The 25,699-nt window shown below is 65.5% G+C and carries 29 protein-coding genes; 15 read left to right on the forward strand and 14 right to left on the reverse strand.

Annotation, left to right across the window (positions count from 1 at the left end; translation table 11 throughout):
• Positions 1-90: 90 nt before the first annotated feature.
• Entirely contained in the window at positions 91-1,224 is a 1,134-nt protein-coding gene (locus AB3X95_RS21990) for an acyl-CoA dehydrogenase family protein (protein WP_176367190.1), read from the reverse strand.
• 220 nt (positions 1,225-1,444) lie between these two features.
• Here AB3X95_RS21990 and AB3X95_RS21995 point away from each other — a divergent pair, with 220 nt between their 5' ends.
• The 7 genes from AB3X95_RS21995 (at position 1,445) to AB3X95_RS22025 (ending at position 8,261) form a co-directional block, all read left to right on the forward strand.
• On the forward strand, positions 1,445-2,491 hold the full coding sequence (locus AB3X95_RS21995) for an AraC family transcriptional regulator ligand-binding domain-containing protein (RefSeq protein WP_368622536.1): 1,047 nt from the start codon (positions 1,445-1,447) through the stop codon (positions 2,489-2,491).
• Positions 2,492-2,575: 84 nt separating this feature from the next.
• Positions 2,576-4,246 (forward strand): nodulation protein NfeD, encoded by a 1,671-nt coding sequence (locus AB3X95_RS22000; RefSeq protein WP_368622537.1) that lies wholly within the window; start codon positions 2,576-2,578, stop codon positions 4,244-4,246.
• Positions 4,243-5,013, forward strand: coding sequence for a slipin family protein (locus tag AB3X95_RS22005; RefSeq protein WP_176123913.1), 771 nt, complete (start codon positions 4,243-4,245; stop codon positions 5,011-5,013). Before AB3X95_RS22000 ends, AB3X95_RS22005 begins: the two co-directional genes overlap by 4 nt.
• 226 nt (positions 5,014-5,239) lie before the next feature.
• Complete coding sequence (locus AB3X95_RS22010) at positions 5,240-5,506, forward strand: DUF4148 domain-containing protein (protein ID WP_176123914.1); 267 nt, start codon at positions 5,240-5,242, stop codon at positions 5,504-5,506.
• 138 nt (positions 5,507-5,644) lie between these two features.
• Entirely contained in the window at positions 5,645-6,139 is a 495-nt protein-coding gene (locus AB3X95_RS22015; RefSeq protein ID WP_368622538.1) for a YaiI/YqxD family protein, read from the forward strand.
• 163 nt (positions 6,140-6,302) lie between these two features.
• A complete protein-coding gene (locus AB3X95_RS22020; protein WP_176106203.1) occupies positions 6,303-7,604 on the forward strand; it encodes an NCS2 family permease in 1,302 nt (433 codons plus the stop codon).
• A gap of 123 nt (positions 7,605-7,727) precedes the next feature.
• Positions 7,728-8,261 (forward strand): cytochrome b, encoded by a 534-nt coding sequence (locus AB3X95_RS22025; RefSeq protein WP_368622539.1) that lies wholly within the window; start codon positions 7,728-7,730, stop codon positions 8,259-8,261.
• 25 nt (positions 8,262-8,286) lie between these two features.
• On the opposite strand, the gene AB3X95_RS22030 is transcribed toward AB3X95_RS22025, so the two are convergent.
• A complete protein-coding gene (locus AB3X95_RS22030) occupies positions 8,287-8,577 on the reverse strand; it encodes a DUF1488 domain-containing protein (protein WP_013092011.1) in 291 nt (96 codons plus the stop codon).
• A gap of 304 nt (positions 8,578-8,881) precedes the next feature.
• On the opposite strand from AB3X95_RS22030, the gene AB3X95_RS22035 reads away from it, so the two are divergent.
• On the forward strand, positions 8,882-9,190 hold the full coding sequence (locus tag AB3X95_RS22035; RefSeq protein ID WP_176367187.1) for a 2Fe-2S iron-sulfur cluster-binding protein: 309 nt from the start codon (positions 8,882-8,884) through the stop codon (positions 9,188-9,190).
• 60 nt (positions 9,191-9,250) lie between these two features.
• Here AB3X95_RS22035 and AB3X95_RS22040 read toward each other — a convergent pair whose 3' ends face one another.
• The 3 genes from AB3X95_RS22040 to AB3X95_RS22050 are packed head-to-tail and all read right to left on the reverse strand — an operon-like array spanning position 9,251 to position 10,412.
• On the reverse strand, positions 9,251-9,445 hold the full coding sequence (locus AB3X95_RS22040) for a YqaE/Pmp3 family membrane protein (RefSeq protein ID WP_013092013.1): 195 nt from the start codon (positions 9,443-9,445) through the stop codon (positions 9,251-9,253).
• Between the two features lie 36 nt (positions 9,446-9,481).
• Positions 9,482-9,709, reverse strand: coding sequence for a DUF1653 domain-containing protein (locus AB3X95_RS22045; protein ID WP_176123917.1), 228 nt, complete (start codon positions 9,707-9,709; stop codon positions 9,482-9,484).
• Between the two features lie 58 nt (positions 9,710-9,767).
• Positions 9,768-10,412: a transcriptional regulator gene (locus AB3X95_RS22050; RefSeq protein ID WP_176123918.1), complete on the reverse strand. Its 645-nt coding sequence runs from the start codon at positions 10,410-10,412 to the stop codon at positions 9,768-9,770.
• Between the two features lie 244 nt (positions 10,413-10,656).
• Between AB3X95_RS22050 and AB3X95_RS22055 the strand changes: the two genes are divergently transcribed.
• The 3 genes from AB3X95_RS22055 to infA all read left to right on the forward strand — a co-directional run bounded on the left by AB3X95_RS22055 (position 10,657) and on the right by infA (position 12,075).
• Positions 10,657-10,875 (forward strand): hypothetical protein, encoded by a 219-nt coding sequence (locus AB3X95_RS22055; protein ID WP_176106207.1) that lies wholly within the window; start codon positions 10,657-10,659, stop codon positions 10,873-10,875.
• Between the two features lie 504 nt (positions 10,876-11,379).
• The gene (locus AB3X95_RS22060) at positions 11,380-11,661 is read left to right on the forward strand and encodes a hypothetical protein (RefSeq protein ID WP_176123919.1); all 282 of its coding nucleotides are present in this window, start codon (positions 11,380-11,382) and stop codon (positions 11,659-11,661) included.
• Positions 11,662-11,796: 135 nt separating this feature from the next.
• Entirely contained in the window at positions 11,797-12,075 is a 279-nt protein-coding gene (gene infA, locus AB3X95_RS22065; protein WP_008924062.1) for a translation initiation factor IF-1, read from the forward strand.
• Positions 12,076-12,280: 205 nt separating this feature from the next.
• Here the strand turns inward: infA and AB3X95_RS22070 are convergent, their stop codons facing one another.
• Positions 12,281-13,024, reverse strand: coding sequence for a GntR family transcriptional regulator (locus AB3X95_RS22070; RefSeq protein WP_176123920.1), 744 nt, complete (start codon positions 13,022-13,024; stop codon positions 12,281-12,283).
• 204 nt (positions 13,025-13,228) lie between these two features.
• Here AB3X95_RS22070 and AB3X95_RS22075 point away from each other — a divergent pair, with 204 nt between their 5' ends.
• From AB3X95_RS22075 to AB3X95_RS22085, 3 genes are all read left to right on the forward strand, one after another.
• On the forward strand, positions 13,229-14,470 hold the full coding sequence (locus AB3X95_RS22075) for a cyanate transporter (RefSeq protein ID WP_368622540.1): 1,242 nt from the start codon (positions 13,229-13,231) through the stop codon (positions 14,468-14,470).
• Between the two features lie 284 nt (positions 14,471-14,754).
• Positions 14,755-15,330 carry an ANTAR domain-containing response regulator gene (locus tag AB3X95_RS22080; RefSeq protein ID WP_176106212.1) on the forward strand — a complete coding sequence of 192 codons (576 nt, stop codon included), beginning with the start codon at positions 14,755-14,757 and terminating at the stop codon, positions 15,328-15,330.
• 7 nt (positions 15,331-15,337) lie between these two features.
• A complete protein-coding gene (locus tag AB3X95_RS22085; RefSeq protein WP_368622541.1) occupies positions 15,338-16,489 on the forward strand; it encodes a CmpA/NrtA family ABC transporter substrate-binding protein in 1,152 nt (383 codons plus the stop codon).
• 88 nt (positions 16,490-16,577) lie between these two features.
• Here AB3X95_RS22085 and rhaS read toward each other — a convergent pair whose 3' ends face one another.
• The 6 genes from rhaS to rhaM form a co-directional block, all read right to left on the reverse strand.
• Complete coding sequence (gene rhaS, locus AB3X95_RS22090; protein ID WP_176123923.1) at positions 16,578-17,588, reverse strand: rhamnose ABC transporter substrate-binding protein; 1,011 nt, start codon at positions 17,586-17,588, stop codon at positions 16,578-16,580.
• Positions 17,589-17,669: 81 nt separating this feature from the next.
• Positions 17,670-18,695 carry an ABC transporter permease gene (locus AB3X95_RS22095; protein WP_176123924.1) on the reverse strand — a complete coding sequence of 342 codons (1,026 nt, stop codon included), beginning with the start codon at positions 18,693-18,695 and terminating at the stop codon, positions 17,670-17,672.
• A complete protein-coding gene (locus AB3X95_RS22100) occupies positions 18,688-19,743 on the reverse strand; it encodes an ABC transporter permease (RefSeq protein ID WP_176123925.1) in 1,056 nt (351 codons plus the stop codon). The genes AB3X95_RS22095 and AB3X95_RS22100 overlap by 8 nt, the downstream gene beginning before the upstream one ends.
• Entirely contained in the window at positions 19,740-21,269 is a 1,530-nt protein-coding gene (locus AB3X95_RS22105) for a sugar ABC transporter ATP-binding protein (RefSeq protein WP_368596074.1), read from the reverse strand. The genes AB3X95_RS22100 and AB3X95_RS22105 overlap by 4 nt, the downstream gene beginning before the upstream one ends.
• A gap of 49 nt (positions 21,270-21,318) precedes the next feature.
• Positions 21,319-22,212 (reverse strand): amidohydrolase, encoded by an 894-nt coding sequence (locus tag AB3X95_RS22110; RefSeq protein ID WP_176367182.1) that lies wholly within the window; start codon positions 22,210-22,212, stop codon positions 21,319-21,321.
• A gap of 8 nt (positions 22,213-22,220) precedes the next feature.
• Complete coding sequence (rhaM, locus tag AB3X95_RS22115) at positions 22,221-22,538, reverse strand: L-rhamnose mutarotase (protein WP_176106219.1); 318 nt, start codon at positions 22,536-22,538, stop codon at positions 22,221-22,223.
• Between the two features lie 121 nt (positions 22,539-22,659).
• On the opposite strand from rhaM, the gene AB3X95_RS22120 reads away from it, so the two are divergent.
• The gene (locus AB3X95_RS22120; RefSeq protein WP_176367181.1) at positions 22,660-23,655 is read left to right on the forward strand and encodes a LysR family transcriptional regulator; all 996 of its coding nucleotides are present in this window, start codon (positions 22,660-22,662) and stop codon (positions 23,653-23,655) included.
• 19 nt (positions 23,656-23,674) lie between these two features.
• On the opposite strand, the gene AB3X95_RS22125 is transcribed toward AB3X95_RS22120, so the two are convergent.
• Positions 23,675-24,457, reverse strand: a complete 783-nt coding sequence (locus AB3X95_RS22125; RefSeq protein WP_368622542.1) for an SDR family NAD(P)-dependent oxidoreductase — start codon at positions 24,455-24,457, stop codon at positions 23,675-23,677.
• 57 nt (positions 24,458-24,514) lie between these two features.
• A complete protein-coding gene (rhmD, locus tag AB3X95_RS22130) occupies positions 24,515-25,693 on the reverse strand; it encodes an L-rhamnonate dehydratase (protein ID WP_176123930.1) in 1,179 nt (392 codons plus the stop codon).
• Positions 25,694-25,699 lie beyond the last annotated feature (6 nt).

Here is a 25,699-nt window from a genome sequence, read left to right on the forward strand (position 1 = left end):
CAGGTTGGCGCGGGGCGCGCTCGGTTTTTTTCACCGTGGTGGGCTAAGCGAGCATCCACGGCCAGGCTATTGTGCGCTCAAACGCCGCCCTCAAACATGGCGCGCGATCACCATCCGCTGCACCTCGCTCGTCCCTTCGTAAATCTGCGTGATGCGCGCATCGCGATAGTGGCGCTCCACCGCATAGTCCTCCAGATAGCCGTAGCCGCCATGAATCTGGATCGCGTTCGAGCAGATCTCCTCGGCCAGCTCCGACGCGAACAGCTTCGCCTGCGACGCCTCCGACAGACACGGCCGCCCCGCCGAGCGCAGCCGCGCCGCGTGATGCACGAGCAGGCGCGCGGCGTTCAGGCGCGTCGCCATGTCGGCGAGCATGTTGGCGATGGTCTGATGGTCCTTCAGCGGCTTGCCGAACTGTTCGCGCTCGCTCGCGTAGCGGCGCGCGGCATCGAACGCGGCGCGCGCGATGCCGACCGCCTGCGCGGCGATGCCGATGCGCCCCCCTTCGAGATTCGACAGCGCGATGCGCAGACCCTCGCCCGGTTCGCCGAGCAGGTTGGCCTCGGGCACCGCGCAGTGATCGAGCGAGATCGGACAGGTGTCGGACGCGCGAATGCCGAGCTTGTGCTCCGGCCGGCCGACGTCGAAGCCCGGCGTCGTGGTCGGCACGATGAAGGCCGACAGGCCGCGCTTGCCGCGCTCGGGATCGGTGACCGCGAACACGATTGCGAGCCCGGCGCGCGCGCCGTTGGTCACGAACTGCTTGCTGCCGTTCAGAATCCACTGCCCGTCGTGCAGCTGCGCGCGGGTGCGCAGATTGTTCGCTTCGGAGCCCGCCTGCGGCTCGGTCAGGCAGAACGCGCCGATCGTGCGGCCAGTGGCGAGGTCCCGCAAATAGCGGTCCTTCTGCGCGGCGCTGCCGAAGTTCAGGATCGGCGCGCAGCCGACCGAGTTGTGCACGCTCATCAGCGTCGCGCAGGCCGCGCAGCCGGCTGCGATCTCTTCGAGCGCGAGCGCGTAGGCAACGTAGTCGGTGTAGGAGCCGCCCCACTCGGCCGGCACCATCATGCCCAGAAAACCGAGTTCGCCCATCTGCGCGACGACCTCGGCCGGCAGTTGCGCGTCGCGATCCCATTGCGCCGCATGCGGCGCGAGACAGTCGGTCGCGAAGTCGCGCGCGGCGTCGCGGATCATCCGTTGTTCGTCGGTGTAGAAGCTGTCCATGACTGCGTCCTCGTGGGTGCTGACGGCCGTGCTGGCGATCTCGGTGATGCGGCAAGTGTAGGCAAGCGGCTCGCGCCACTCGATGCTCGCTCCGCTCACATTTGCTGAGCGCTTTTGCCATACTGCTACCATGCGCGTGCATGGGGCCTCGTCATTTCAGGGGTTCACGAACCACGTGCCCACCGATGCTGAGCGCTTTTGCCAGATAAACCGAATTCCGATGAAAAGCGACAAAGGCACGATCTCCGTCAGTCTCGTCGAGGAAACGCTCGCGCTCGCAACGGCGCGCGGGCTCGATGCGCGAGCGTTCGCCGAGGCGGCCGGCATCGCCGCGCCGATGCTCGCGTCGCCGAAAAGCCGCGTGTCATCGGCGCAATACGGCGCGCTGTGGGCCGGCATCGCGCGCGCGCTCGACGACGAGTTCTTCGGCCAGGACTCGCATCCGATGAAAAGCGGCAGCTTCATCGCGATGACGCAGATGGCGCTCGGCGCGCGCAACGGCGCGCAGGCGCTCGCGCGCGCGGTCGGCTTCATGCGGCTGGTGCTCGACGACCTCGGCGCGACGATCGACACCGAGGCCGAGCGCGTGCGCCTGAAGTTCGTCGAACGCGCGGGCGCGCGCAAGCCGGCAATGTTCGCTTACGCGACGTATTTCATCCTCGTGTACGGACTCGTCTGCTGGCTCGTCGGCCGGCGCATTCCGTTGCTCGAAGCGCGCTTTCGCTGCGCCGCGCCGCCGGCCGCGCACGAATACCGGCTGATGTTCTGCGAAGACATGCATTTCGACGAGCCCGAGTCGTACGTCGATCTCGACCCCGCATTTCTTGAACTGCCGGTGATCCAGACTTCGCGCTCGGCGCGCCCGTTTCTGCGCGACGCGCCGGGCAGCTTCATCGTCAAGTACCGCAATCCCGGTTCGCTCGCCGCGCGCGTGCGCAAGACGCTGCGCGCGCTGCCGATGTCCGGCTGGCCCGCGGCCGATCAGATGGCCGCGCGCCTGCACGTCGCCGAGGCGACGATGCGGCGGCATCTGAAGCAGGAGGGCCACACGTATCAGTCGATCAAGGACGCGCTGCGGCGCGACATCGCGATTGCCGAACTGCAGCGCACACAGCGCACGATCGCCGATATTGCGAACGCCGTCGGCTTCGCCGAGCCGAGCGCGTTTCATCGCGCGTTCCGCAAATGGACCGGCATGCGCCCGACCGACTATCGGCCGGCCCGGGCCACGGGGCTCGATCTCACGCTTCGCGCCGAATCGGACTAATCTTTAAGCGGCAACCGGCCAGCCTTGATCGAGGTATGGGCCCGCGCCGCCGGTTCCCACCGGCTGGCGCGACGGCCGTCAGCGATGAACACGACTCCGCGTCTCCCGCTCCGGCAGTCCGGTCCGCGCATGCAGCTTATCCACGGCGGCATCGCGGGCCGTTTGATGCGCGGCATCGCCGTGCTCGGCGTGCTGTGCGCGCTCGGCTTCGCGACGTGCGGAGCGCTGGCGCCGCTGCAAGCGGCCAATGCGGCGACACCGGCCAACGTCGGCGCCGTGACCTCGAACAGCGTCGAGGTGATTCCGGTGAACGGCGCGATCGGGCCGGCCACCGCCGATTTCATCGTGCGGGGTTTACAGCGCGCGGAGAGCCAGCACGCGCAGCTCGCGGTGCTGCAACTCGATACGCCCGGCGGACTCGACACGTCGATGCGGCAGATCATCAAGGCGATCCTCGCCTCCCCGGTACCGGTCGCGACCTTCATCGCGCCGAGTGGCGCGCGCGCCGCCAGCGCCGGCACCTACATCGTCTACGCGAGCCATATCGCGGCGATGGCGCCGGGCACCAACCTCGGCGCCGCGACGCCGATCCAGATGGGCATCGGCGGCAACGAGCCACCCGGTGGCGGCGGCCCGCCGGGAATGCCGGGCACACCTGGAACACCGGGAACGCAGGGCACTCCAGGCACGCCGGGACTGCCGGATATGCGCACGCTGCCCGGCGGCGCTTCCGGGTCCGCGTCCGCGCCTGCGGCACCCGGCGCATCATCCGAAGCCGCCAGCGCGCTGCCGCTCGACACCCAATCGACCGAACTGCGCAAGCAGGTCCACGATGCCGCCGCCTACATCCGCGGCCTCGCGCAGATGCGCGGGCGCAACGCCGACTGGGCCGAGCGCGCGGTCCGCGAAGCGGTCAGCCTGTCCGATGAAGAAGCGCTCGCGCAGCACGTCGTCGATATCGTCGCGCGCGACGTGCCCGACCTGCTGCGCCAGCTGAACGGCCGCACAGTCGTCACGAGCGCCGGCAGCGTCACGCTGCAGACCGCGCATGCGCCGCTGATCACTCTCGAACCCGACTGGCGCAGCCGCTTCCTCGCCGTGATCACCGATCCGAGCGTCGCGCTGATTCTGCTGATGCTCGGCATGTACGGCCTGTTCTTCGAATTCGCCAATCCGGGCTTCGTGCTGCCCGGCGTGGTCGGCGCGATCAGCCTGTTGCTCGGCCTGTTCGCGATGCAGATGCTGCCCGTCAGCTATGTCGGCCTCGGGCTGATCTTTCTCGGCATCGCCTTTCTGATCGGCGAAGCGTTCCTGCCGACCTTCGGCTCGCTCGGTTTCGGCGGCGTGGTCGCGTTCGTGGTCGGCGCAATGATGCTGATGGATACCGATGTGCCCGGCTACGGCATCCCGCTGCCGCTGATCGCCGCGGTCGTCGTGTTCAGCGTCGCGTTCGTGCTCGGCGTGTCGCGGCTCGCGCTGCGCGCGCGGCGCCGGCCGGTCGTGACGGGCTCGGAGGCGCTGATCGGCTGCGTCGGCGTGGTGCTGGACGGCGGTTTGCTGCCCGAACCCGAACACTCGGCCAGCGGCCCGCTAGGCGGCTGGGCGCGCGTACACGGCGAGCGCTGGCGCGTGTCGAGCACGACGCCGGCCGCGCCGGGGCAGAGCGTGCGCGTCACGGCGCGCAACGGCCTCACGCTGACCGTGGTGCCCGTCAAACCGGCCGCCCCAATACAAGGACAAGGAGAACCCTCATGATCGGCTTCACATTCGGTTTCGGCAGCATCCTGATCCTGCTCGTGGCCGTGCTGATCGCGTCGTCGGTGCGGATTTTTCGCGAGTACGAGCGCGGCGTCGTGTTCATGCTCGGCCGCTTCTGGAAGGTCAAGGGGCCCGGACTGGTGCTGATCATTCCGATCGTGCAGCAGGCGGTGCGGATGGATCTGCGCACCGTCGTGTTCGACGTGCCGACGCAGGACGTGATCACGCGCGACAACGTGTCGGTAAAGGTGAACGCGGTCGTGTATTTTCGCGTCGTCGATCCGGAGAAGGCGGTGATCCAGGTCGCGCGCTACTTCGAGGCGACCAGCCAGCTGGCGCAAACGACCCTGCGCGCGGTGCTCGGCAAGCACGACCTCGACCAGCTGCTGTCCGAGCGCGAGCAGCTGAACACCGACATCCAGAAGGTGCTCGACGCGCAAACCGATGCGTGGGGCATCAAGGTGTCGATCGTCGAGATCAAGCACGTCGATATCAACGAAACGATGATCCGCGCGATCGCGCGTCAGGCTGAGGCCGAGCGCGAACGGCGCGCCAAGGTGATTCACGCGGAAGGCGAGTTGCAGGCGTCGAGGCAACTGCTCGAAGCAGCGCAGACGCTGGCGCGCCAGCCGCAGGCGATGCAGCTGCGCTATCTGCAGACGCTGACGACGATCGCCGCCGACAAGAACTCGACGATCGTGTTTCCGCTGCCGGTCGACCTGGTGAGCGCGGTGATGGAACGGTTCAACAAGCCTTCGACGTGATAGGACGAGATTTTGTCAGGACGCCCATTTGGCATTGACTAGCGCCGAAATTTTGAAGTTTTAGCCAAACCCGCCCGCTTCCGCGTTGCTTGCGCTCCGTGGGGAACTCGGCTCGCGGCGGGTTCGATCCGCCGGCAGAAATGGTGCGCTGCTTTTTTCCGCCTCACCCGGCGCGCACCGAAAAACGACCAGGCCCGGCTGTTTTTCCGCTCCGCAGGAGCCCGTCATGAATCTGTTCTCCCGCATTGGACTCGGCGCGCTGGTTGCCGCCGTGAGTATCAGCACCGCCTACGCACAAGCGGTGATGCAGCCCAACGACCCGTCGGCGCCGAAAACGCGCGCCCAGGTCCGCGCCGAACTCATCGAATGGCTTGCCGCCGGCTACGATCCGAACGACTGGGTCAACTATCCGGAGAACGCGCAGGAAGCCGGCCGGATCGTCGCGCAACGCCGCGCAGAGCGGCAAGGCCTCGAACCGACGACAGTGCAGTAAAAGCAGTCGCTGCCGCACCCGCAGCCTGAATGCCGCCCGCCGCGGGCGGCAGGGAAACCCTTTGCGTCGCGGCAAGGTATCATCCCGTCCCTCCAACCCCACGCAGCAAACCAGCCGCACCTAGCCGGAATCCGCACCATGCCAATCTGGGTCGATGCCGACGCCTGCCCGGCCGTCGTCAAGGACATGCTTTATCGCGCGGCGCGCCGCACCGGCATGCCGCTGACGCTGGTCGCCAACGCGTTCCTGCGCGTGCCGCCGTCGCCGCTGATCCGCGCGATCCAGGTGCCGGCCGGCTTCGACGCCGCCGATCAGCTGATTGTCGAGCGCGTCGCCGCGGGCGACCTCGTGATCACCGGCGACATCCCGCTCGCCGCCGCCGTGCTGGCAAAAAATGCCCACGCGCTCGATCCGCGCGGCAACTGGTTCACGCCCGGCACGATCGAAGAACGGCTGCGCATGCGCTCGATGCTCGACCAGTTGCGCGCGAGCGGCGTCGACACGGGCGGTCCGTCCGCCTTCAGCGCGCGGGATGGCAAGACGTTTGCTGGCGAACTCGATCGCTGGCTCGCGCGTCATGCGCCGCGCGGTGATGTGCCGGCGCCACAGTCGCCCGGCAAACCGCCCGCCTGACGGGCCCGAGAAGGCTGCCGGCGCAGCCGCAAGCGACGAGGCGCCGCCGTTGGTGTTTACAATTCCGCCGTAACATCGCCGCGCGCCCCGTTTTGCCGGGCTACGCGGCGACTGCCTCAATCACAAAAACACTTTCCGAACGACGAAAGAGAAAACCCGCCACATGGACTCGATCAAACGCTACTTCGGCTTCGACGCCGTCGACACCAACCTGCGCACCGAAGTGCTGGCCGGCGTGACCACCTTCCTGACGATGGCCTACATCATCTTCGTGAACCCGGCGATTCTCGGCGACGCCGGCATGCCGAAGAGCGCGGTGTTCGTCGCGACCTGCATCGTGTCCGCGCTCGCGTCGCTGATCATGGGCCTGTACGCGAACTACCCGATCGCGCTCGCGCCCGGCATGGGCCTGAACGCGTACTTCGCGTACACGGTCGTCAAGGGCCTGGGCTACACGTGGGAGGCCGCGCTTGGCGCGGTGTTCATCTCCGGCTGCCTGTTCCTGATCGTTACGCTGTTCCGCGTGCGCGAGGTGATCGTCAAGGGCATCCCGCATTCGATCCGGATCGCGATCACCGGCGGTATCGGCCTCTTTCTCGCGATCATTTCGCTGAAGTCGGCCGGCGTCGTGGTCGGCAATCCGGCCACGCTCGTCACGCTCGGCAATCTGCACGACGCACACGTCGTACTCGCGGCGATCGGCTTCTTCGGCATCGTCACGCTCGATCATCTGCGCGTGCGCGGGGCGATCCTGATCGGTATCGTCGGCGTGACGATCCTGAGCTTTTTCTTTGGCGGCAACCAGTTTCACGGCGTCTTGTCGATGCCGCCGTCGATCGCGCCGACGCTGTTCCAGCTCGATATCCGCACCGCGCTGTCGAGCGGCATTCTGAACGTGGTACTGGTGTTCTTCCTCGTCGAGCTGTTCGATGCGACCGGCACGCTGATGGGCGTCGCGAACCGCGCGGGGCTGCTCGTCGAAGGCAAGATGCATCGGCTGAATCGCGCGCTGCTCGCCGACAGCACCGCGATTCTCGCCGGCTCGATGCTCGGCACGTCGTCGACGACCGCGTATATCGAAAGCGCGTCGGGCGTGCAGGCCGGCGGCCGTACCGGCGCGACCGCGATCACGGTCGCCTTGTTGTTCGTCGCGGCGCTGTTTTTCGCGCCGCTCGCCGAAGTGGTGCCGCCGTATGCGACCGCGCCCGCGCTGCTGTACGTGTCGTGCCTGATGCTGCGCGAACTGGTCGACCTGCCGTGGGACGACGCGACCGAAGTCGTGCCGGCCGCGCTGACCGCGCTGCTGATGCCGTTCACCTACTCGATCGCGAACGGCGTCGCGTTCGGCTTCATCTCGTACGCGGCGCTCAAGCTGCTGACGGGCCAGGCGCGCCAGGTGAAGCTGGTCGTGTGGATCATCGCGGCGATTTTCCTGTTCCGGTATTTCTATCTCGGCAGCGAGTGAGGATGTCGCGCGGTTCGGTTGCGTGGTCGAAAGTGTCGTCGGGTTGGGCGAACGTTTATCATCCGATGTTTCGAACGACGATCGATCGGGTCGCGATAGATCGGGTCGCCCCCAGGAGCCGCCATGTCCTCATATAACCGCACGACGGACCGCTACACGAGGCCCGCGATTTTCTTCCACTGGATGATTTTTCTGCTGGTCGCGCTGGCCTATCTGGCCATCGAGATCCGCGGACCGCGCGGCTCCGACGGCCGCGAGTTCTGGACCGGCGTGCATTTCTGGGCGGGCACGCTGGTGCTCGTGCTGGCCGTGCTGCGGCTGCTTTGGAGACTGTGGGCCGGCGCGCCCGAGGAACTCGAAAACAACCGGCTGCTCGCTTTTGTCGCGCGCTCCGCGCACCTCGCGCTCTATGTGTTCATCTTCGCGCAGCCGCTGCTCGGTATCCTGATGGTCAACGCGGGCGGGCGGCCGGTGTCGCTCGCGTGGACGGACATCAGCTTCACGCTGGTGCGTGCGGATTCGATCGCGCGGCCGCTGTTGAAGGACGCACACGAGTGGCTTGGCAACGTGTTCTATTGGATGATCGGACTGCATGCGCTCGCGGCCATCGCGCACCATGTGGTGTTCAAGGATCGGGCGCTGCGGCGGATCATTTGAAAGCGATGGGGTTGGCCGCGTGCAGTCAGTTACGCCAGTTCGCCTCATAAAAACGCACGTAGCCGCTTCTGAGCACGAGACACTGCGCGCGCGTTTCCGACAACAGCCGGCGCGTGGCGGCCTCGATGCGCGGCCGGTGCGTGTCGAACGCAACGATCATGTCCTCCTGCCGGGGGGACGCGGCGCCGAAGTGATCCTCGAGCGCTTCCGCGGTGATCATGCACTCCACCCTCTGCCCATCGACCATTGCCGGAAACGCCAAGGTAAGTTCGCGACCTGAATATTCAGGGGCTTCGTTCGGAAATTGGATCTGCATGGGAGTCACCTGGAAGAGTGCGCGTACGATGCGCTCGGGTAATGCACGCGCTGATTGCTCGCTATCGCGCCAGCCGCTCGTTCCTCCTTGTCCAATGCAGTCGACGCGGGCCGTCATCTCAACGCGGCATAGTCAGTTCGCGCCACGCGGAGGTGATTTGATTCACTTTAGACGAGTTCGGGCCAGGTGCAAGATTTCCCCGATTTTTTCTTGACAACACGACTGATTTGCCTATGTTGCAGCGCAATATCAAGCGGCGTCCGATCCCGTGTAAAGTGTCGCGCACAAGGTAACCAAACTGACGATGTCCGCCCCCACCCGCCCGCCTGTAGTTCGCGTCGAACCGCTCGGCCAGAGCTTCGAAGCGCCCGATTCGCTGACGATTCTCGAAGCCGCCGCTTTCGCGAATCTGCGTTTGCCGCGTTCGTGCCGCAACGGCACGTGCCGCACCTGCTTGTGCCGGATGACGTCCGGGCGTGTGCGCTATTCGATTGAATGGCCCGGTGTGAGCCGTGAGGAAGGGGCGGACGGTTATATCCTGCCGTGCGTGGCGATCGCGGAAACCGACGTGGTGATCGAAGTGCCGGATGCGGTCGTGATACCGGTGGGGTGAATGATGGCGCGAGCGTGAGCGCGATGCGCCCACACTCGCCGACGCTTCAGACGCCGCGTGTTACCGCCCATTGCCCATCGCGCGGGCGATTTTCTTGTCCGTGTTGTACTGGCTCAGCGCATACACCGACCAGATGGCCGCCGGCACCCAGCCGATCACCGTGATTTGCAGAATCAGGCAGATGATGCCCGCAAACGGACGGCCGATCGTGAAAAACTGCAACCACGGCAGAATGATGGCAAGCAAAAGACGCATTCGGTTTTCCTTTTCCTGTCGTTAAGGCAGCATGCGTTAGTCCGAGCGGGACGCATTTGCTTCGTTGTTGAACTCATCGAGCGGCGCGAAGCGCGGCACCTTGACGCCGTCCTGCTCGACCAGCTCGAAAAACACCGTCGCTGGACGGGTCCAGATCGTACCATTGGCCGCCTTGTAGACGATCATCGTGACCGTCGGATCCGATTCGAGCGTGGCCTCGCAGACCAGTTCGTAAAGGCCGCCTTTGTAGTGTCGGTAGCGCATCGCGTATGTCCTTATTTTGGGCGTCATCGAAGCATTTTCAAGCACCGCGCGCCTGAGCTCAGCCGCCCTCTTTCATGTGTTTCAGGATCTTGTAGACGGTCGCGCGACCCATCGTCAGCACCGCGGCCACGTAGTTCGCCGAGCTGCGGCCACGAAACGCGCCCTGCGCGTGCAGCGCTTCGACGATTTCACGCTTGTGCTCGCGCGTCAGCGCATTGATGCCGATCTGCCGGTCGCGCAACCACGTGTGCAGATACGTGTTGATGCGGTCCTGCCAGTCGTCGCGGAACAGATCGTCGCCGGGCGCGTCCGTCATCGTGCCGCCCTTGATGAACAGATCGAGCGTCGAGCGCACGTCTTCGAACACCGCGATGTTGAAGTTCACGCATAGGATGCCGGCGGGCTTGCCATCGTCGTCGAGCAGGATGTTGCTCACGCAGCGCATGCGGCGCCCGTCCCAGTTCAGTTTCTCGTAGGGACCGATGGTCTGGCCGCGCGCCGCGAAGTGCGCGTCGTCGAGCACCGACGGCGCGCCCACCTCGAGCCGCGACAGATTGTTCGCCAGATACGCGATGGTCTGATCGCGCAGATCGTGAATCACCACTTCGGCGCATGGATAGAGCAGCGCGGCGATGCCGTCGGCAATCGGCGCGTAGCGCTTTAACAGCAGGTCTTTGACAGGAGACACGTTCGGGTTGCGCAAGGAAAAAACGCGAGGTTCGAAGGAGGCGGCGCGCGATCGCGAATGCCGACGATGCCAGATGCCAGATGCCAGCAGCAGGCTTCGGCGCGCACGCTCGGTCCGCCATTCAGGAAGCCGCCATTGTAGCGGCCTCGCGCTGGCGCCGCGAATCGCCGCCGGACGGCAATTTTGTCCACCTCGCGAGCGCATTTTTTTCGTGCGATAAACGCTGAACCACCGACATCCAACCGAACGGAGCCGACCGATGGCCACACTCGAAGCGCTTCGCGCCGTGCTCGACGACACGCGTACGCCTGAGATCATTCGCAATCACGTCATCGATTCGCTGCAGTACGCACTGCGCAACTATGGTCAGGTCTTCACGGCGAAGGAAGTCGAATGGCTGGCCGGGTGGGACGATGCGCGCTTGCCGCTGGCGGCCGCGCGCGAATTGCAGAAGCGCGTCGCCGAGACGTCGCGCTGACGCCCGCAAAGCCCCGCCAGGCGGGCGTTCCGGCCGTGCACTGAAGTTTGCACTATCCAATCAGCCCTATTTCAGGCATCATATTGCAATAGTTGCACCTCGCACCCATATAGCACTGGCAGCACCAGGCAGTCTCAACCCGGCATCTCCGCACCACCCCCGACAGTTCGACCGCCCCTTATCGGCGATCCCGTCACTCCGGCAATGCGCCGTCCGCATTCGCCGCCGCGAGAAGTACACCGAGCGGTCGTTCCGCATCATGCGTCCGGCGCACGAATTGGCGCGCCGCTTCAGCGTTTTCGGTCGAATCCGCGTTTTCGCGCGACCGCTCGAGCCATTGTCATTGAGCCCGCCGGGTCTAGCAGGCCTGTGCCAACCATTTTCATCGCGGCGCGCCCATCGGGTGCTGCGCCGCCGGTCCGCGTCGCGACGCCTCGAGCAGACGTTGCCGGAAGCAGCGCCCCGCACGCGGCGCGCGGACCACGCAATACAGGACACGTTTTCATGAATTCAGCAGTCAAGACCTACAAGGGTTACGAAATTCACCCGCTCGTTTATCCGCGCCGCCCGCCGGGCGCGCAAGCGACGCGCAATCCTGGCGCCGGTTACGACGCATCGGTGCGCATCTGCCGCGTCGGTGCCAATCCGGCGGCCGACGGCCGGGTGTTCCGTCTGCAGTATCTGTTTCCGTTCGACGGCATGGGCAAGGCACGCATCGCGTGCATGGCGCATGCGGAACGGCTGATCGACGGCCAGGTGAGCGGTCAGTCGGTCACCGATCTTTGAGCGGCGTCATCGGCGCGTCACTCATGTCGCGCAGCGTGCGTTCGGGCGCCGCTGCTTTTTCAACGAATCCACAGTCGCGCCGCTCGCAATGCCTGCGGCCGATTTCCCCTTTGTCCCATCGACCAGGAGTGATGCATGGCGAAAGAAGAACTGATTGAACTTGACGGTATCGTCGACGAAGTGCTTCCGGATAGCCGCTACCGCGTGACGCTCGACAACGGCGTCGTGGTCGGCGCTTATGCGTCCGGACGCATGCGCAAGAACCATATCCGTATTCTCGCGGGCGATCGCGTGACGCTCGAAATGTCGGTCTACGACCTGACCAAGGGGCGGATCAATTTCCGCCACAAGGACGAACGCCCGAGCGGCGGCGGTGCGCCACGACCGGCGTCGCAGGGTGCGCGGCGTAGATAAGCAGTGGTGACGGCGCCGCCCTGCGTACCTGCGATGCCATTGCAGGTGACGCGGGCAGCCCGCCCGAACCTCGAGAGTCAGCGCGAGGCTCTACAGACTCGCGCCCCACCTTCGGCTCCGCGTTCTGCTCGAACGAACGCGCGGCGTCTTGACTGGAATCTGGCGGCGCGCCGCTTCGGCGACCCACGCACGTCGCAGCGTCTCGCTAAACTCCGAACACGGCCCCCAGATCCTCCCCATCCGCGCTTTTGCGCACCTGCTCGACCACCCGCTCCTCCAGCTCCGACAGATGCTCGCGCATTGCCGTCAACGCGGCTTGCAGGTCGCCGGCATCGAGTGCGTCGATGATCCGCGCATGCTCATCGGCGGAACAACTCGAACCCTTCGACGGATCGAACAGCGCCTTGTACAGCTCGGTCTTCGCGACCAGTTGCCCTACCAGCCCAAGCAACTCGGTGCCGCCCGCCAGCTCCGTCAGCAGCACGTGAAACTGGCCGGCGAGGCGCACGGATTCATCGATGGCGCCCGCGCGCAGCGCCTTTTCCTCGCTGCGAACATGCGCGCGCAAGCGCCGTTTATGCGCGGCGCTCAGCGCACCGCAAAGCGATGCGACGATGCCCGCCTCGACGATCTGCCGCGCCCGATACACCTGGCGAATGTCCTCCTCCGACGGCGACGGCACGAACGCGCCGCGATTCGCCTCGAGCACGAGCTTGCCCTCGAAGCCTAGCCGCGCGAGCACCTTGCGCAGCGCGCCGCGCGTGCAGCCGAACGCGGCCGCGAGATCGCGCTCGACCAGTTGCGCACCGGGCCGCAAACGCCCCTGCAGCAGGGCCGAGGTAATCGACGCATAAATGCGCTCTTCGACGCTCGGCGAGGCGTCGCCGCTCGCGGATGAAGCGGATGAAGCGGATTCGGCGGAGGAAGAACGCGGGGAACGCGCAGCCATGATTTCAGTGACCGTGGACGGTGGAAAACAAACAACGGAACAACGCCGCAGCATTCTAGCGATGCCCCGCGCACGACGCCAATCTGCCTGGCTACGCCGCCGCTTATACCGGACATTCGCGCAAATGGTTAACCATATTTGGTTACTATGGTTGACCAAAACGGAGACTGCAACGTTTTCCGCAGTCCGGCTCTCAGGCTCGCCATGAATTTGCCCACCTGCGCTACTCCCCACAGTACCTCCGCAAACCGCGCCCGCGTCGCGCTCACATGGCACGACCTCGCGTGGCTCGGCGCGATCGTCGTGATCGGCATCAATCTGCGGCCATTGCTGACCTCGATCAGCCCGTTGATGACGACGATTCGCGACGCGACCGGCTTGAGCTTCTACGGCGCGTCATTGCTGACCAGCCTGCCGGTCGTCGCGATGGGCGTCGGCGCATTCGGCGCGGCGGCGTTGACGCGCGGCGTCGGCGAAACGCGCGGAGTCGCGCTCGGTCTCGTCGCGATCGCGCTCGCATGCGCGGCGCGCTGGCTGGCGTCGAGCGGCTTCACGCTGCTCTCGACGGCGCTGCTCGCGGGCGCCGGCGTCGCCGCGATTCAGGCGCTGCTGCCCGCCGTCATCAAGCAGCGTTTCCACGCCCGCGTGCCACTCGCGATGGGCGTGTTCTCCGCGTCGATCATGGGCGGCGGCGGCCTCGGCGCGAGTCTGAGTCCGTGGGTCAGCCGCGCGATGCATTCCTGGCATTCGGGGCTCGCGGTGTGGGCGCTGCCAGCCTGCGTCGCGCTCACGGGCTGGTGGCTGTTGACGCGGCGGCACGCCGTGGTCCACATCGCCGTGCGCACCTCTGCCGCGCCCGCGCCGGCGTTCTCGCCGTGGACCACTCAGCGCGCGTGGACGCTCGGCCTGTACTTCGGCATCGTCAACGGCGGTTATACGAGTCTGGTCGCGTGGCTGCCGGCGTTCTATCAGCAGCGCGGCATGAGCGTCTCAGCGAGCGGCTCGCTGCTCGCCGCGATGACGGTCTTCCAGGCCACGTCGGCGTTGCTGTTGCCGCTGGCCGCCGCGTCGTTCCGCGATCGCCGACCGTGGTTGCTGCTCGGGCTATCGGCGCAACTGGCTGGCGTTCTGGGCCTGATCGCACAGCCCGACGCCGCGCCGCTGCTATGGGTCGGCATCGCGGGCGCAGGGCTCGGCGGCGTGTTTTCGCTGACGTTCGTGACCGCGATGGATCATTCGAGCGATCATCGCGTGGCCGGCCCGCTGGTCGCGTTCACGCAGGGCGTCGGCTTTATCGTCGCGGCCGTCACGCCGCTCGTCGCCGGCATCGTGCGCGGCTGGAGCGGCGGGTTCGCCGCCGCGTGGATCATGCTCGGCGGCTGCATCGCCGCGATGATGGCGGTGACCTTGCTGTTTTCTCCACGCAGTTATTCGCGCTGGCTTTGAGGCTTTGAGGCTTTGAACCTTTGAGCCTTCGACCGTTTCGTACGCGATGCGCCGCTTCGGTGCATCGGGCGTCCGCTGTCCCGCATGCCCCGTGCCGGTGCAGCGCGACCGACGTGGCCGCACATCTCGTTCGCGGATGATTCGCAGCCCTCGCCCGCAAGAAAATCCCAATCGGCCCCCGCCATTTACGCGCAACGCTGTTCACACACGTCGCCAATCCCCGTAGCGCGGTGGCTGGCATATCCATTGCTTCACCGGTAGTCAGATGTCCTTTCCCTGACTCCATGCTGCGCGTTCTCCTTGTCACCGACACCGACAAACCCATCGGCGATCTGCGCGACGCGCTCGCCTGTCTCGGCTGCGAAATGCTGGCCGGCACCGCGACGCCGCAGGCGCTGCATCGCGCGGTGCAGGACGAGCGGCCCGATGTGATCATCATCGATACGGAGTCGCCGTCGCGCGATACGCTCGAACAACTCGCCGTGATGCACGCGACCGCGCCGCGCCCCGTGCTGATGTTCAGCCACGACGCGAACCAGCAACTGATCCGCGAAGCGGTCAACGCGGGCGTCACCGCGTATCTGGTCGAAGGCCTCGCGACCGAGCGGCTCGCGCCGATTCTCGAAGTCGCGCTAGCGCGTTTCGCGCAGGAGTCGCAATTGCGCGAGCGGCTGGCGCAGGCCGAAAACGAACTGGCCGAGCGCAAGCTGATCGATCGCGCGAAACGCCTGCTGATGGATCAGCAGAAACTTACCGAACCGGCCGCCTACGCGAGTCTGCGCAAACGCGCGATGAACCAGGGCGTCAAACTCGCCGAGGTCGCGCGCGAGGTCGTCGCGTCGGCCGGCTCGCTCAAATGATGCGCTCATGAATCCAGCCACTTCCGTCACCGCGGCGGCCTCTGCCGAGCCGCCTGAAAAGACCCATCTGCGGCTGGGCTTCGTCGCGTTGTCCGACGCGGCGCCGCTGATCGCCGCGAAGCTGCTCGAGTTCGGCCATGCGCACGGACTCACGCTCGAACTGTGCCGCCAGCCGTCGTGGGCCGCCGTGCGCGACAAGCTGATCTCGGGCGATCTCGACGCCGCACACGCGCTTTACGGGCTCGTGTATGGCGTGCAGCTCGGCCTCGGCGGACCGCGCACCGACATGGCCGTGCTGATGGTGCTGAACCGCAACGGCCAGGCGATCACGCTGTCGAATCGGCTCGCCGAGGCGCTCGCGAAGCACGGGACTTTGCGCGAGGCGCTCGCGACGCTCGGCCGCAAGCCGGTGTTCGCGCACACCTTCCCGACCGGCACGCACGCGATGTGGCTGTACTACTGGCTCGCGGCGCAAGGCGTCGATCCGTTGCGCGACATCGACAGCGTCGCGATTCCGCCGCCGCAAATGGTCGCGGCGCTCGCCGAAGACCGGCTCGACGGTCTGTGCGTCGGCGAGCCGTGGAATGCGATGGCCGAGGCGCACGGCGTCGGCAGAACCATCGCTTATACCAGCGAGGTGTGGCCCGAGCATCCGGAGAAAGTGCTCGCCTGCCGACGCGATTTCATCGACGCGCATCCGCGCACGACGCGCGCGCTCGTGCAGACCGTGCTCGAAGCGTGCCGCTGGCTCGACGGCGCCGGGCATCGCGACGAGATCGCGCGCTGGCTTGCGCGGCCCGATTACATCGGTATCGACGAATCGCTGATCGCGACGCGGCTTGGTCACGAGGTCGACACGGCGCACCCGCGCCGGCTGCCGATGCGTTTCTTCGACGACGGTGCGGTCAACTATCCGCATCCAATCGAAGGCGCATGGTTCCTTACGCAGTTCGAGCGCTGGGGGATCATCGATGCGCGCGACCATTACGAAGCGATCGCCGAGCGCATCAACCAGACGCAGCTGTATCGCGAAGCCGCCGCGCGCGTGAACGTGCGGGTGCCTGGCAAGGATGTGACAAGGGAATTGATCGATGGCGAGGTGTGGGGAAGCGGATCATCGCCCGCCGCGTATGCGCAGCGTTTCGCGATCCGCCGCTGAGCAGACCGCACGCGAAAGCTCGTACTGATGCGCTAACTGCCCACGCGCCGCCAACGGCGGTCAAGTGGACAGTCGGCGTCGCCGAAGCTCAAAAGTTGTACTTGTCGATATTGCTCGCATCGAACGTGGTCGGCGGTCCGAGAATGATTTCGCCTTGTGCGCCGATCGTGCGCTTGCCGAGCTTGCCGGCGTCGAACGATTCGCCCTCCTTACCCGAAATCTTGCCCGACGCGAGCGACGCCGCCGCGTACGCGGCCAGATAGCCGAGCTCGCTCGGGTCCCACAGCTGGAATGCGGTCACGGTGCCGTTCTTCACGAACGCGCGCATCTGGTTCGGCGTGCCGAGGCCCGTCACCGCCACCTTGCCCTTGCTCGACGACGACGAGATATAGCGCGCCGCCGCCGCGATGCCGACCGTCGTCGGCGCGACGATCGCCTTCAGGTTCGGATACGCCTGCAGCAGCCCCTGGGTTTCGACGAAGGACTTCTGATCGTCGTCGTTGCCGTACGCGATCTTGACGAGCTTGATCTTCGAGTACTCCGGTTTCTTCAGTTCCTCCTGCATCCACTTGATCCACGTGTTCTGGTTGGTCGCGTTCGGCGTCGCCGACAGGATCGCGAACTCGCCCTCGCCGCCCATCAGCTTCGCGACCAGTTGCACCTGACCGCGGCCGATGCCCTCCGCGTTCGCCTGATTGACGAACAACTGGCGGCCTTCGGGCGCGGTATCGGAGTCGAACGTAACGACCTTGATGCCCTGCCCCATCGCTTTCTTCAGATACGGCACGACCGCGTTCGCATCGTTCGCGGCAATCACGATCGCGTCCTGGTGCTGCGTGATCAGCGTATTGATGTACGACACCTGCGACGATGCTCCCGCATCCGACGGCCCCACCGCCTTGCCCACGCCGCCGAACTCCTTGATCGCGGAGAGGCCGCCGTCGTCGGCGATCACTTCATACGGGTTGTTGATCTGCTTCGGCACGAACGCGATCTTCAGCCCGCTTTTCAGGTCCGCGGCGAACGCGCCGCCGCAGCTGATCGCGAGCAACGCCGCGCATAGCGCGGCCATGCCGGTGTGACGTAGAGGTTTGAACATGAAGTGTCTCCTGCGTTGTTGTTGGACAGAGAGAGGGGTCCGGGTTATCGGTCCTTGGGAGCTTCGTACGAACGGTGACCACTAGGATGAAGAAGACGCTGCTGCGGACTTCGCGATGAAACGCCGGTCGCGCGCCGCACGCCAGCGCGCGACGAGGTTCGGAATCAGCACCGACGCGAGCAGCAGCACGCCGGTTACGATGGTCAGCGTTTCGCTCGATACGTCGTCGAGCGTCAACGCGTTCTTAAGCACGCCGATGATCAGCAGCGACAACAGCACGCCGACCATCGAGCCGCGTCCGCCGAAGATGCTGACGCCGCCGAACAGCACCGCCGCGATCACCGATAGCTCGAAGCCCTCGCCGTTATCGCCGCGCGCACTGGTGAAGCGCAGCGTATAGACGATGCCCGCGAGCGCGCTGACGAGACCCGACATCACGAACAGACGCAAGCGGATCTTCGCGACCTCGATGCCGGAGAACGCGGCGGCGGTCGGATTCGCGCCGATCGCATAGAGGCTGCGGCCGAACGCGGTGGCTTGCAAAAGCACGGTGAAAAGCACGGCCGCGACGATCACGATCACGAACGGCAACGGAATGAACGTGGGCCCAAGCGTGTTCATGCCGAACGCCGTATACGCGGCCGGAAAATCCGCGACTGCCTGATCGCCGAGCAGCACATACGCGAGACCGCGAAACAGCGCGAGCGTACCGATCGTGACCGCGAGCGACGGCAGGTTCAGCTTGACGATCACGAGGCCGTTCAGCAGACCCGCCAACGCGCCGGCGATCAGAACCAGCACGATCACGACCGGCATCGGCAGACCCATGTGCCACAGCACGCCCATCAACGCGCTCGATGCGCCCAGCACCGACGCGACCGACAGATCGATTTCGGCCGCGACGATGATCAGCGTCATTGGCAGCGCCATTAGCGCGATCTCGGTCAGATCGGCGAACACGTTGCTCAGGTTCGCACCGGTCAAAAACACCGGCGACAGCCAGCGCCCCAACACCAGCGACACGACCAGCACGATCACCAGCAACACTTCCCATTGCAGCGGCGTTTCGCGCTTGCGCGTCAGCAGCGCGGAATCGGGTTTAGTCATGATCGCGTTTCCTCATCATGCGTTTCGCGACGGAGCGGGCCAGCAGCGTATCGGCGGCGATCGCGGCGACGATCAGCGCGCCCTGGATCGCCTGCTCCCAGAACGGCGACACGTGCAGCACGACCAGCGCGATGCTGATCACGCCGAGCACGAGCGCACCGAGCGTCGCGCCGAGGATCGTGCCGACGCCGCCCGTGATCGCGACGCTGCCGACCACCGCCGCCGCGACGACCTGCAATTCGATGCCCTTCGCGGTGCTCGCATCGACGGTGCCGAAGCGCGCGAGCCACAACGCGCCCGCAAAGCCCGCAATCGCGCCGGACAACAAAAAGCCCGACATCACGCGACGCTCGACGTTGACGCCCGCGAGCCGCGCGGCCTCCGGATTCGAGCCGATCGCGTAGTGCTCGCGACCGCCGCGAAACTGCTTCAGATACACCGACAGGCCGGCAAGCACGACGACCGCAATCAGCGCGAGCGTCGGGATGCCGAACAGCGTGCCGGTCGCGAGCCGCGAGTACGCGTCGGGCAGACTGGTCGCGTTGATCTGGCCGCCGTGCACCCACGCGTAATCGGCACCGCGAAAGATGTACAGCGTCGACAGCGTCGCGACGAGCGAAGGCACGCGCCCCACCGCGACCAGCAGCGCATTGATGCCGCCCGCGACGAGCCCGATCGCGAGTCCCGCGGCCAGTGCGACGAACACCGGCATATGCGGGAACGCAACATACAAACTCCCTACCGCATACGCGCTGACACCCACCGTCGAGCCGACCGACAGATCGATATGCCGCATCAGGATCACGACGGTCATGCCCGCCGTCAGCAGACCGATGATCGACACGTTCAGCAGCACGTCGCGCAGATTCTGCATGTTTAGGAACTGCGGCTTCGCAAGCCCGGTCCCCGCGATCAGCAGGATCAGCACGACGAACAACGTGGTTTCGCGGCTCTTCGCGATGCTCGCGACGAGACCGCCCGACGAAGCGGCCGAACGTTTCGGCAGCGCTTGCTGGACCGGCGCGGGATGGGTCGAATGGCGCATCATGCTGCACGTCCCAAGGGTGAGAGTCCCTGACCGAGCGCGGCGCCCATGATCCGCTCCTCGTTCGCGTCGGCGCGCGCGATCTCCGCGCTGATGCGGCCTTCGTGCATCACGAGCACGCGATCGGCCATGCCGAGCACCTCGGGCAACTCGCTCGAAATCATCAGCACGGCCATGCCGTCGCGTACGAGTTCGGCCAGCGCGCTGTAGACCTCGGCTTTTGCGCCGACGTCGATGCCGCGTGTCGGTTCGTCGATGATCAGCACTTTCGGGCCGGTCGCGAGCCATTTGCCGAGCACGACCTTCTGCTGGTTGCCGCCCGACAGCGTGCCGACCGGCGCATTCGGGTCGCCGGCTTTCAGGCGCAGCCGCGTGCCCCACTTGTTCGCGAGCTGCGTTTCGCTGCGCGTCGAAATGAGACCATGCCGCACGAGCCGGCCGAGCACCGTCATCGAAGCATTGCGCGCGATGCTCAGTTCCAGCGCCAAGCCTTGCTGGCGACGATCCTCCGGCACCAGCGCGAGCCCGGCACGCACCGCGGCCGCGGGCTTGCCGGCGTCGAGCCGCTTGCCGGACAGCCACACTTCGCCAGCATCGAGCGGATCGATACCGAAGATCGCGCGCGCGACCTCGCTGCGCCCCGCGCCGACCAGACCCGCGAGCGCGACGATCTCGCCCGCACGCACGTCGAACGAGACGTCCTTGAACACGCCGATGCGCGTCAAGCCGCGCACCGACAGACGCACTTCACCAGGCGTGCAATCGGCCTTCGGATAGAACGTTTCCAGATCGCGGCCGACCATCTTTGCGACGATCGCGTCGGTGCTCAGATCGGCGGTCAGTGCGTCGAACACTTTCGCGCCGTCGCGCATGATCGTTACGCGCTGCGTCAGCGCGAACACTTCGTCGAGCCGGTGCGTGATGAACAGAATCGCGACGTCCCGTTCGCGCAGCTTGCGCACGATCGCGAAGAGCCGCTCGACTTCAGGCAGCGACAGCGCGGCCGTCGGCTCGTCCATGATCAGCACGCTCGCGTTCAGCGACAACGCCTTGGCGATTTCGATCACCTGCTGATCCGCGATCGACAGACCCCGCACCAGTTGATCCGCGCGCAGCTCGACGCCGAGCGACGCGAGCAGTCCGTCCACTTCGCGATGCATCGCGTCGTACTGGATGCGGCCGAAGCGATCGACCGGCTGCCGGCCCATGAAGATGTTCTCCGCGATCGACAGATCGAAGAACAACGTCGGCTCCTGATAGATGACCGCGAGTCCGGCGTCACGGGCTTCGGCGGGCGTCGCGAAGCGGCGCGGCTCGCCGTTCACCAGCAATTCGCCGGCATCGGGCTGATGCACGCCGGCGAGAATTTTCACGACTGTCGATTTGCCCGCGCCGTTCTCGCCGAGCAGCGCATGCACCTCGCCGGGCCACAGCACGAGGTCGCCGTCGGACAGCGCGCGCACCCGGCCGAAGGATTTGCTCGCGTGCCGCAATTCGAGTCGCGGCACCGCGGATGGGGATGGCTGCACTGCGTGTCTCCTTTTTTTTCGGCTGTGTTCTGCTCGACGCGGCGGCGCGTCAAATCCGGTAATACCGTTCCGCGTTACGCCGAAACAGCGCATCTTTCTCAGCCTCGCTCGCATCAGCCACGATCGACGCATACGCGTGCCACAAATCCGTATACGAACCGAACAGCCGGTCGACCGGAAAGTTCGACGCGAACATCGCGCGTTCCACGCCGAACGTATCGATCGTTTCGAGCACATACGGGCGCAGGCTTTCGACGGTCCAGTGATGATCGAACATCGCGAGTCCGCTGATCTTCACCGCGATGTTCGGACAGGCCGCCAGCAAGCGCATGCCATCGCGCCACGCGCGATAACCGGCCACGCTATTGCGATCGACGAACATGCCCGCATGATTGACGATCAACAGCGTGTCCGCATGCGCACGCGCGAGCGCGGCCGCCTCTTCCATCTGCGACGGATAGATTTGCAGGTCGAACGACAGATCGAACCGGCGCAGCAATGCGAAATGCTCGCGCCACTGCGGCTCGCGCATATAGTGACGGCCGACGTAATCGAACAGCTTGTTGTCGTGCACGTTGAGAATCTGCCGGATGCCGCGCGTATTCGCGAACGACGCATGCGCTTCGAGCAACGCCGGTGCGTTCTGCGCGGACAGATCGACAGCGGCGACGATCGCATTCGGCATGCCGCGCGACGCGTCGCGATCCGCGATCGACTGCAACCAGCGCGTTTCTTCGACGGGATCGGCCGGATCGTGATTCGCTTCGACGTGCACGAGCTTCAGCACGTCGATGTCGCCCGCTTCACCGAGCAGATGCTCGAGCAGATAGTCATGCTTAAGCTCCCGCGCATCGCCGACGAACGACACGCCCGGGTTCTCCAGCCACGGATAGCAATGCGCTTTCAGATCCCACAGATGGATATGCGAATCGACAACCTGCATGCGGCACCTCAATGACTGAGATGAAAGACCGGTTCGAGCGTCTGCGACAGCGGCGTGTGATCGGGCGCGGTCTGCATGATGTCGGCCATGTAATCCCACCATTTGCGCATCACGTCGAGTTGCGGCAGCTGATCCATCGTGTGATCGCTGGTGCGCGAAAGCACCGCGAAAAGGTGATGCGTGTCGGGGTCGAAGAAAATGCGGTAGTCGCGCACGCCGGCGTTGTGCAATGCGTCAACGAGCTCGGGCCAGATCTCCGTATGACGCCGTTCGTATTCTTCGCGCATGCCGGGGTTCAGCACCATCCGGAAAGCGATCGTCTCCATTGCGGCCTGTCTCCTGTCGACTTCTTCGAACGACTATAATTCCTGCATCGATAGCCTCTCAATCCGTTGTTGGGATTGGGCGATCCATAAACCGAATCGCACGGGCACCTCTACTGGCACCATGAGCCAACATTCAGCCGCCGTCGCACTGGTCAATCGTCTCAAGTTCAAGCATCTCGCCCTGCTCGTCGCGCTCGACAACACCCGCAACCTGCATCAGGCCGCCGAGGCCGTCAACGTCGCGCAACCGAGCGCGAGCCGCATGCTCGGCGATATCGAGGAAGCGTTCGGCTTTCTGCTGTTCGAGCGCAACGCCCGCGGCATGACGCCAACGCCGCTCGGCGTCGTCACGCTCGCTTACGCGCGCCGCGCGCTTGCCGAACTCACACGCTTCGCCGAAGATCTCGACGTCAAACGCCGCGGCGGTCACGGGCAATTGACCGTCGGCGCGATCATGGGCGCCGCGCCCGATCTGCTGGCGATGTCGGTCGCCGTGCTGAAGACCGAAAGCCCGCTGCTCAACGTGCGCATCCTCGGAGAAACGAGCGACCAGGTCGTGCAATTGCTGCATCGCCGCGAGGTCGATCTCGCGCTGGGGCGCCTGACTAATCCTTTGCAGCACAACGACTTCAGTTTCGAGCCGCTCGCGCGCGAAACGCTGCTGCTCGTCGTGCGCGCCGTGCATCCGCTCGCGCGGAGCACGCGCATCACATTGCGCGAACTGGTTGCGTGGCCGTGGGTGGCGCAGCCGATCACGAGTCCGGCGCGCGTGCTGTTCGAGGAAGAACTCGCGCGCGCGGGGCTCGCCACGCCAGTCAATCTGACCGAATGCGCGTCGATCTTCGCGACGCTGCAATTGCTCGAAAACTACGATGCGGTCGCGATGCTGCCGGAATCGGTCGTGCGCGATCATGTGCGCGGCGGGCTGCTCGTCGCGCTGCCGCTGGAAATTGGCAAGAGCCTCGCGGGTTTCGGCATTCTGACGCGCAAGGAAGAGCCGCTCGCCGAGCCGGCGCTGCGCTTGATCGATCTGCTGCGCGGCTTCTCGCGCAACCTCGCGCGCGACAATCCCGCCATCGCACCCGGCACGCTGACTGCGCCCGCCACGGTCAATTGACGCCCGCATCGCGCGTCGCTTATTGCAGGTTCACGAACAGGCCGCCGTCGACGAGCAGCGCAGCGCCCGTCACATAGCGCGCGCGGTCCGACGCGAGAAACACGACGCAATCGGCGACGTCGTCGGGATGCCCGAGGCGACCGAGCGGAATGCGCTTCTCGAAGTAGGCCTTCTTTGCTTCGTCGGCGAGATCTTCGGCGTTCAGATCGGTCGCGATCGTGCCCGGCATCACCGAGTTGCAGCGGATGCCGTACGGCCCCAACGCAATCGCGCACGACTGCATCAGCGAGTGCACGCCGGCCTTGGTCGGTGTGTAATGCGTCTGCATGCCACCGCCCACCAACGCGCTGATCGAGCTCGTCGCGACGATCGCGCCACCGGTGCCCTGCTTTTTCATCTGCTGCGCGGCCGCTTGCGTGACGAAGAACGCGCCGTTCAGATTGACCGCGACCGTCGATTCGAGCATATCGGCCGGCATGTCGAGAAACGCGTGGAACGGACAGATACCGGCATTGCTCGCGAGCACGTCGACCTTGCCGAACGCGTCGACCGTACGGCGCACCAGCTCCTGACCGGTATCGCGCGCCGCGACGTTGCCTTCCACCGCGATCACGCGCCGCCCCAAAGCCTCGATTTCGCCGACCACTTCCTCGACCGCCGAGCGGCGGCCATACGATGCGTCGTTGTCACCCCAGTAGTTGATCGCCACGTCCGCGCCTTCGCGGGCGCAGGCCACCGCGATTGCGCGTCCGATGCCGCGCGAGCCGCCGGTGACGATCACGACTTTATCCTTGAGCAGCACCTTAGTCTCCTTTGCCAGGGTTCGCCGTTCGGCCTACGTTCAAAGCATTCAACTCGTTCAATGCTGATAAGGCCGCTCCAGCGCGCATTCGGGATTGAGCCGCACGCCAAAGCCCGGCGTATCGGGCACCTTCATGCGCCCGTTCACCGGCACCGGCTCGTCGAGCAGCAGCGGGTTGAACATCGGCACGACTTCGTCGGCCTTCGGCGCCATCATCAGAAACTCGGAGAACGGCGAGTTATGGCGCGTGACGACGAAGTGATAGCTGTACACCGACGAACCGTGCGGCACCACCATCACGTTGTGCGCATCGGCGAGCGCAGAAATCTTGATTAGCTCAGTGATGCCGCCGCACCAGCCGACGTCGGGCTGGATCAGATCGCAGCACTGCATCTCCAGCAGCATCCGGAAACCCCAGCGCGTCGCCTCGTGCTCGCCGGTCGACACCATCATGCCGCGTGGCACGTTGCGGCGCAGTTCGGCGTAACCCCAGTAATCGTCGGGAGGAAGACATTCCTCGAGCCATTTGAGGCCGTATTCGTGCGCGCGTTGCGCGAGCCGCGTCGCGTAGCGCACGTCGAGGCTCATCCAGCAGTCGTACATCAGCCAGAAGTCGTCGCCGACGCGCGAACGCATGTCGGCGAGCTTCTCGAGGTTCTGCCTGAGTCCGTCTTCGCCTTCCGCGGGACCGTGCTGCAACGGCAGCTTGCCGCCGATGAAGCCCATCTCCTTCGCGAGATCGGGCCGCGCGCCGGTCGCATAGAACACCAGCTCGTCGCGCACCGGGCCGCCCAATAGTTGATACACGGGCTCCTTGCGAACCTTCGCGAGCAGATCCCACAGCGCGAGATCGACGCCGGAAATCGTATTGAGCACGACGCCCTTGCGCCCGTAGTACAACGTCGCGAAGTACATCTGATCCCACATCTTCTCGATGTCGGTGACGAGCTGCCCTTCGAGAAAACGCGCGAGATGCTTCTCGACGATGAACGCGCCGATCTCGCCGCCGGTCGTCACCGCGAAGCCCACGGTGCCGTCGCTCGCCTCGATCTCGACGACTAACGTGCCGAGTACGTTGATGCCGAATGACTGGCGGCTCTGACGGTACTCGGGATAACGCGCCATCGGCGTCGCGATGTGATCGTCGATCCAGTGCCCGCCGGCCTGGTCGTGATAGTCCGCGCCGCCGCCGCGAACGATGAAGGCACGCACGTGCCGGATGGTAGGCATGGCCATGAAAGG

The organism is Paraburkholderia sp. BR13444 (genome assembly GCF_040948755.1).
GTDB lineage: Bacteria > Pseudomonadota > Gammaproteobacteria > Burkholderiales > Burkholderiaceae > Paraburkholderia > Paraburkholderia youngii.

What these genes read in the sequence shown, in the direction of transcription:
- AB3X95_RS22080 (WP_176106212.1), top strand. Translation starts at nt 14,755, where the DNA reads ATGCTGCGCGTTCTCCTTGTCACCGACACCGACAAACCCATCGGCGAT.
- AB3X95_RS22020 (WP_176106203.1), top strand. Translation starts at nt 6,303, where the DNA reads ATGGACTCGATCAAACGCTACTTCGGCTTCGACGCCGTCGACACCAAC.
- AB3X95_RS22030 (WP_013092011.1), bottom strand. Translation starts at nt 8,577, where the DNA reads ATGCAGATCCAATTTCCGAACGAAGCCCCTGAATATTCAGGTCGCGAA.
- AB3X95_RS22085 (WP_368622541.1), top strand. Translation starts at nt 15,338, where the DNA reads ATGAATCCAGCCACTTCCGTCACCGCGGCGGCCTCTGCCGAGCCGCCT.
- AB3X95_RS21995 (WP_368622536.1), top strand. Translation starts at nt 1,445, where the DNA reads ATGAAAAGCGACAAAGGCACGATCTCCGTCAGTCTCGTCGAGGAAACG.
- AB3X95_RS21990 (WP_176367190.1), bottom strand. Translation starts at nt 1,224, where the DNA reads ATGGACAGCTTCTACACCGACGAACAACGGATGATCCGCGACGCCGCG.
- rhmD (WP_176123930.1), bottom strand. Translation starts at nt 25,693, where the DNA reads ATGGCCATGCCTACCATCCGGCACGTGCGTGCCTTCATCGTTCGCGGC.
- AB3X95_RS22035 (WP_176367187.1), top strand. Translation starts at nt 8,882, where the DNA reads ATGTCCGCCCCCACCCGCCCGCCTGTAGTTCGCGTCGAACCGCTCGGC.
- AB3X95_RS22000 (WP_368622537.1), top strand. Translation starts at nt 2,576, where the DNA reads ATGAACACGACTCCGCGTCTCCCGCTCCGGCAGTCCGGTCCGCGCATG.
- AB3X95_RS22045 (WP_176123917.1), bottom strand. Translation starts at nt 9,709, where the DNA reads ATGCGCTACCGACACTACAAAGGCGGCCTTTACGAACTGGTCTGCGAG.
- AB3X95_RS22075 (WP_368622540.1), top strand. Translation starts at nt 13,229, where the DNA reads ATGAATTTGCCCACCTGCGCTACTCCCCACAGTACCTCCGCAAACCGC.
- AB3X95_RS22070 (WP_176123920.1), bottom strand. Translation starts at nt 13,024, where the DNA reads ATGGCTGCGCGTTCCCCGCGTTCTTCCTCCGCCGAATCCGCTTCATCC.
- AB3X95_RS22025 (WP_368622539.1), top strand. Translation starts at nt 7,728, where the DNA reads ATGTCCTCATATAACCGCACGACGGACCGCTACACGAGGCCCGCGATT.
- rhaS (WP_176123923.1), bottom strand. Translation starts at nt 17,588, where the DNA reads ATGTTCAAACCTCTACGTCACACCGGCATGGCCGCGCTATGCGCGGCG.
- AB3X95_RS22055 (WP_176106207.1), top strand. Translation starts at nt 10,657, where the DNA reads ATGGCCACACTCGAAGCGCTTCGCGCCGTGCTCGACGACACGCGTACG.
- infA (WP_008924062.1), top strand. Translation starts at nt 11,797, where the DNA reads ATGGCGAAAGAAGAACTGATTGAACTTGACGGTATCGTCGACGAAGTG.
- AB3X95_RS22110 (WP_176367182.1), bottom strand. Translation starts at nt 22,212, where the DNA reads ATGCAGGTTGTCGATTCGCATATCCATCTGTGGGATCTGAAAGCGCAT.
- AB3X95_RS22010 (WP_176123914.1), top strand. Translation starts at nt 5,240, where the DNA reads ATGAATCTGTTCTCCCGCATTGGACTCGGCGCGCTGGTTGCCGCCGTG.
- AB3X95_RS22120 (WP_176367181.1), top strand. Translation starts at nt 22,660, where the DNA reads ATGAGCCAACATTCAGCCGCCGTCGCACTGGTCAATCGTCTCAAGTTC.
- AB3X95_RS22040 (WP_013092013.1), bottom strand. Translation starts at nt 9,445, where the DNA reads ATGCGTCTTTTGCTTGCCATCATTCTGCCGTGGTTGCAGTTTTTCACG.
- rhaM (WP_176106219.1), bottom strand. Translation starts at nt 22,538, where the DNA reads ATGGAGACGATCGCTTTCCGGATGGTGCTGAACCCCGGCATGCGCGAA.
- AB3X95_RS22005 (WP_176123913.1), top strand. Translation starts at nt 4,243, where the DNA reads ATGATCGGCTTCACATTCGGTTTCGGCAGCATCCTGATCCTGCTCGTG.
- AB3X95_RS22060 (WP_176123919.1), top strand. Translation starts at nt 11,380, where the DNA reads ATGAATTCAGCAGTCAAGACCTACAAGGGTTACGAAATTCACCCGCTC.
- AB3X95_RS22095 (WP_176123924.1), bottom strand. Translation starts at nt 18,695, where the DNA reads ATGACTAAACCCGATTCCGCGCTGCTGACGCGCAAGCGCGAAACGCCG.
- AB3X95_RS22015 (WP_368622538.1), top strand. Translation starts at nt 5,645, where the DNA reads ATGCCAATCTGGGTCGATGCCGACGCCTGCCCGGCCGTCGTCAAGGAC.
- AB3X95_RS22100 (WP_176123925.1), bottom strand. Translation starts at nt 19,743, where the DNA reads ATGATGCGCCATTCGACCCATCCCGCGCCGGTCCAGCAAGCGCTGCCG.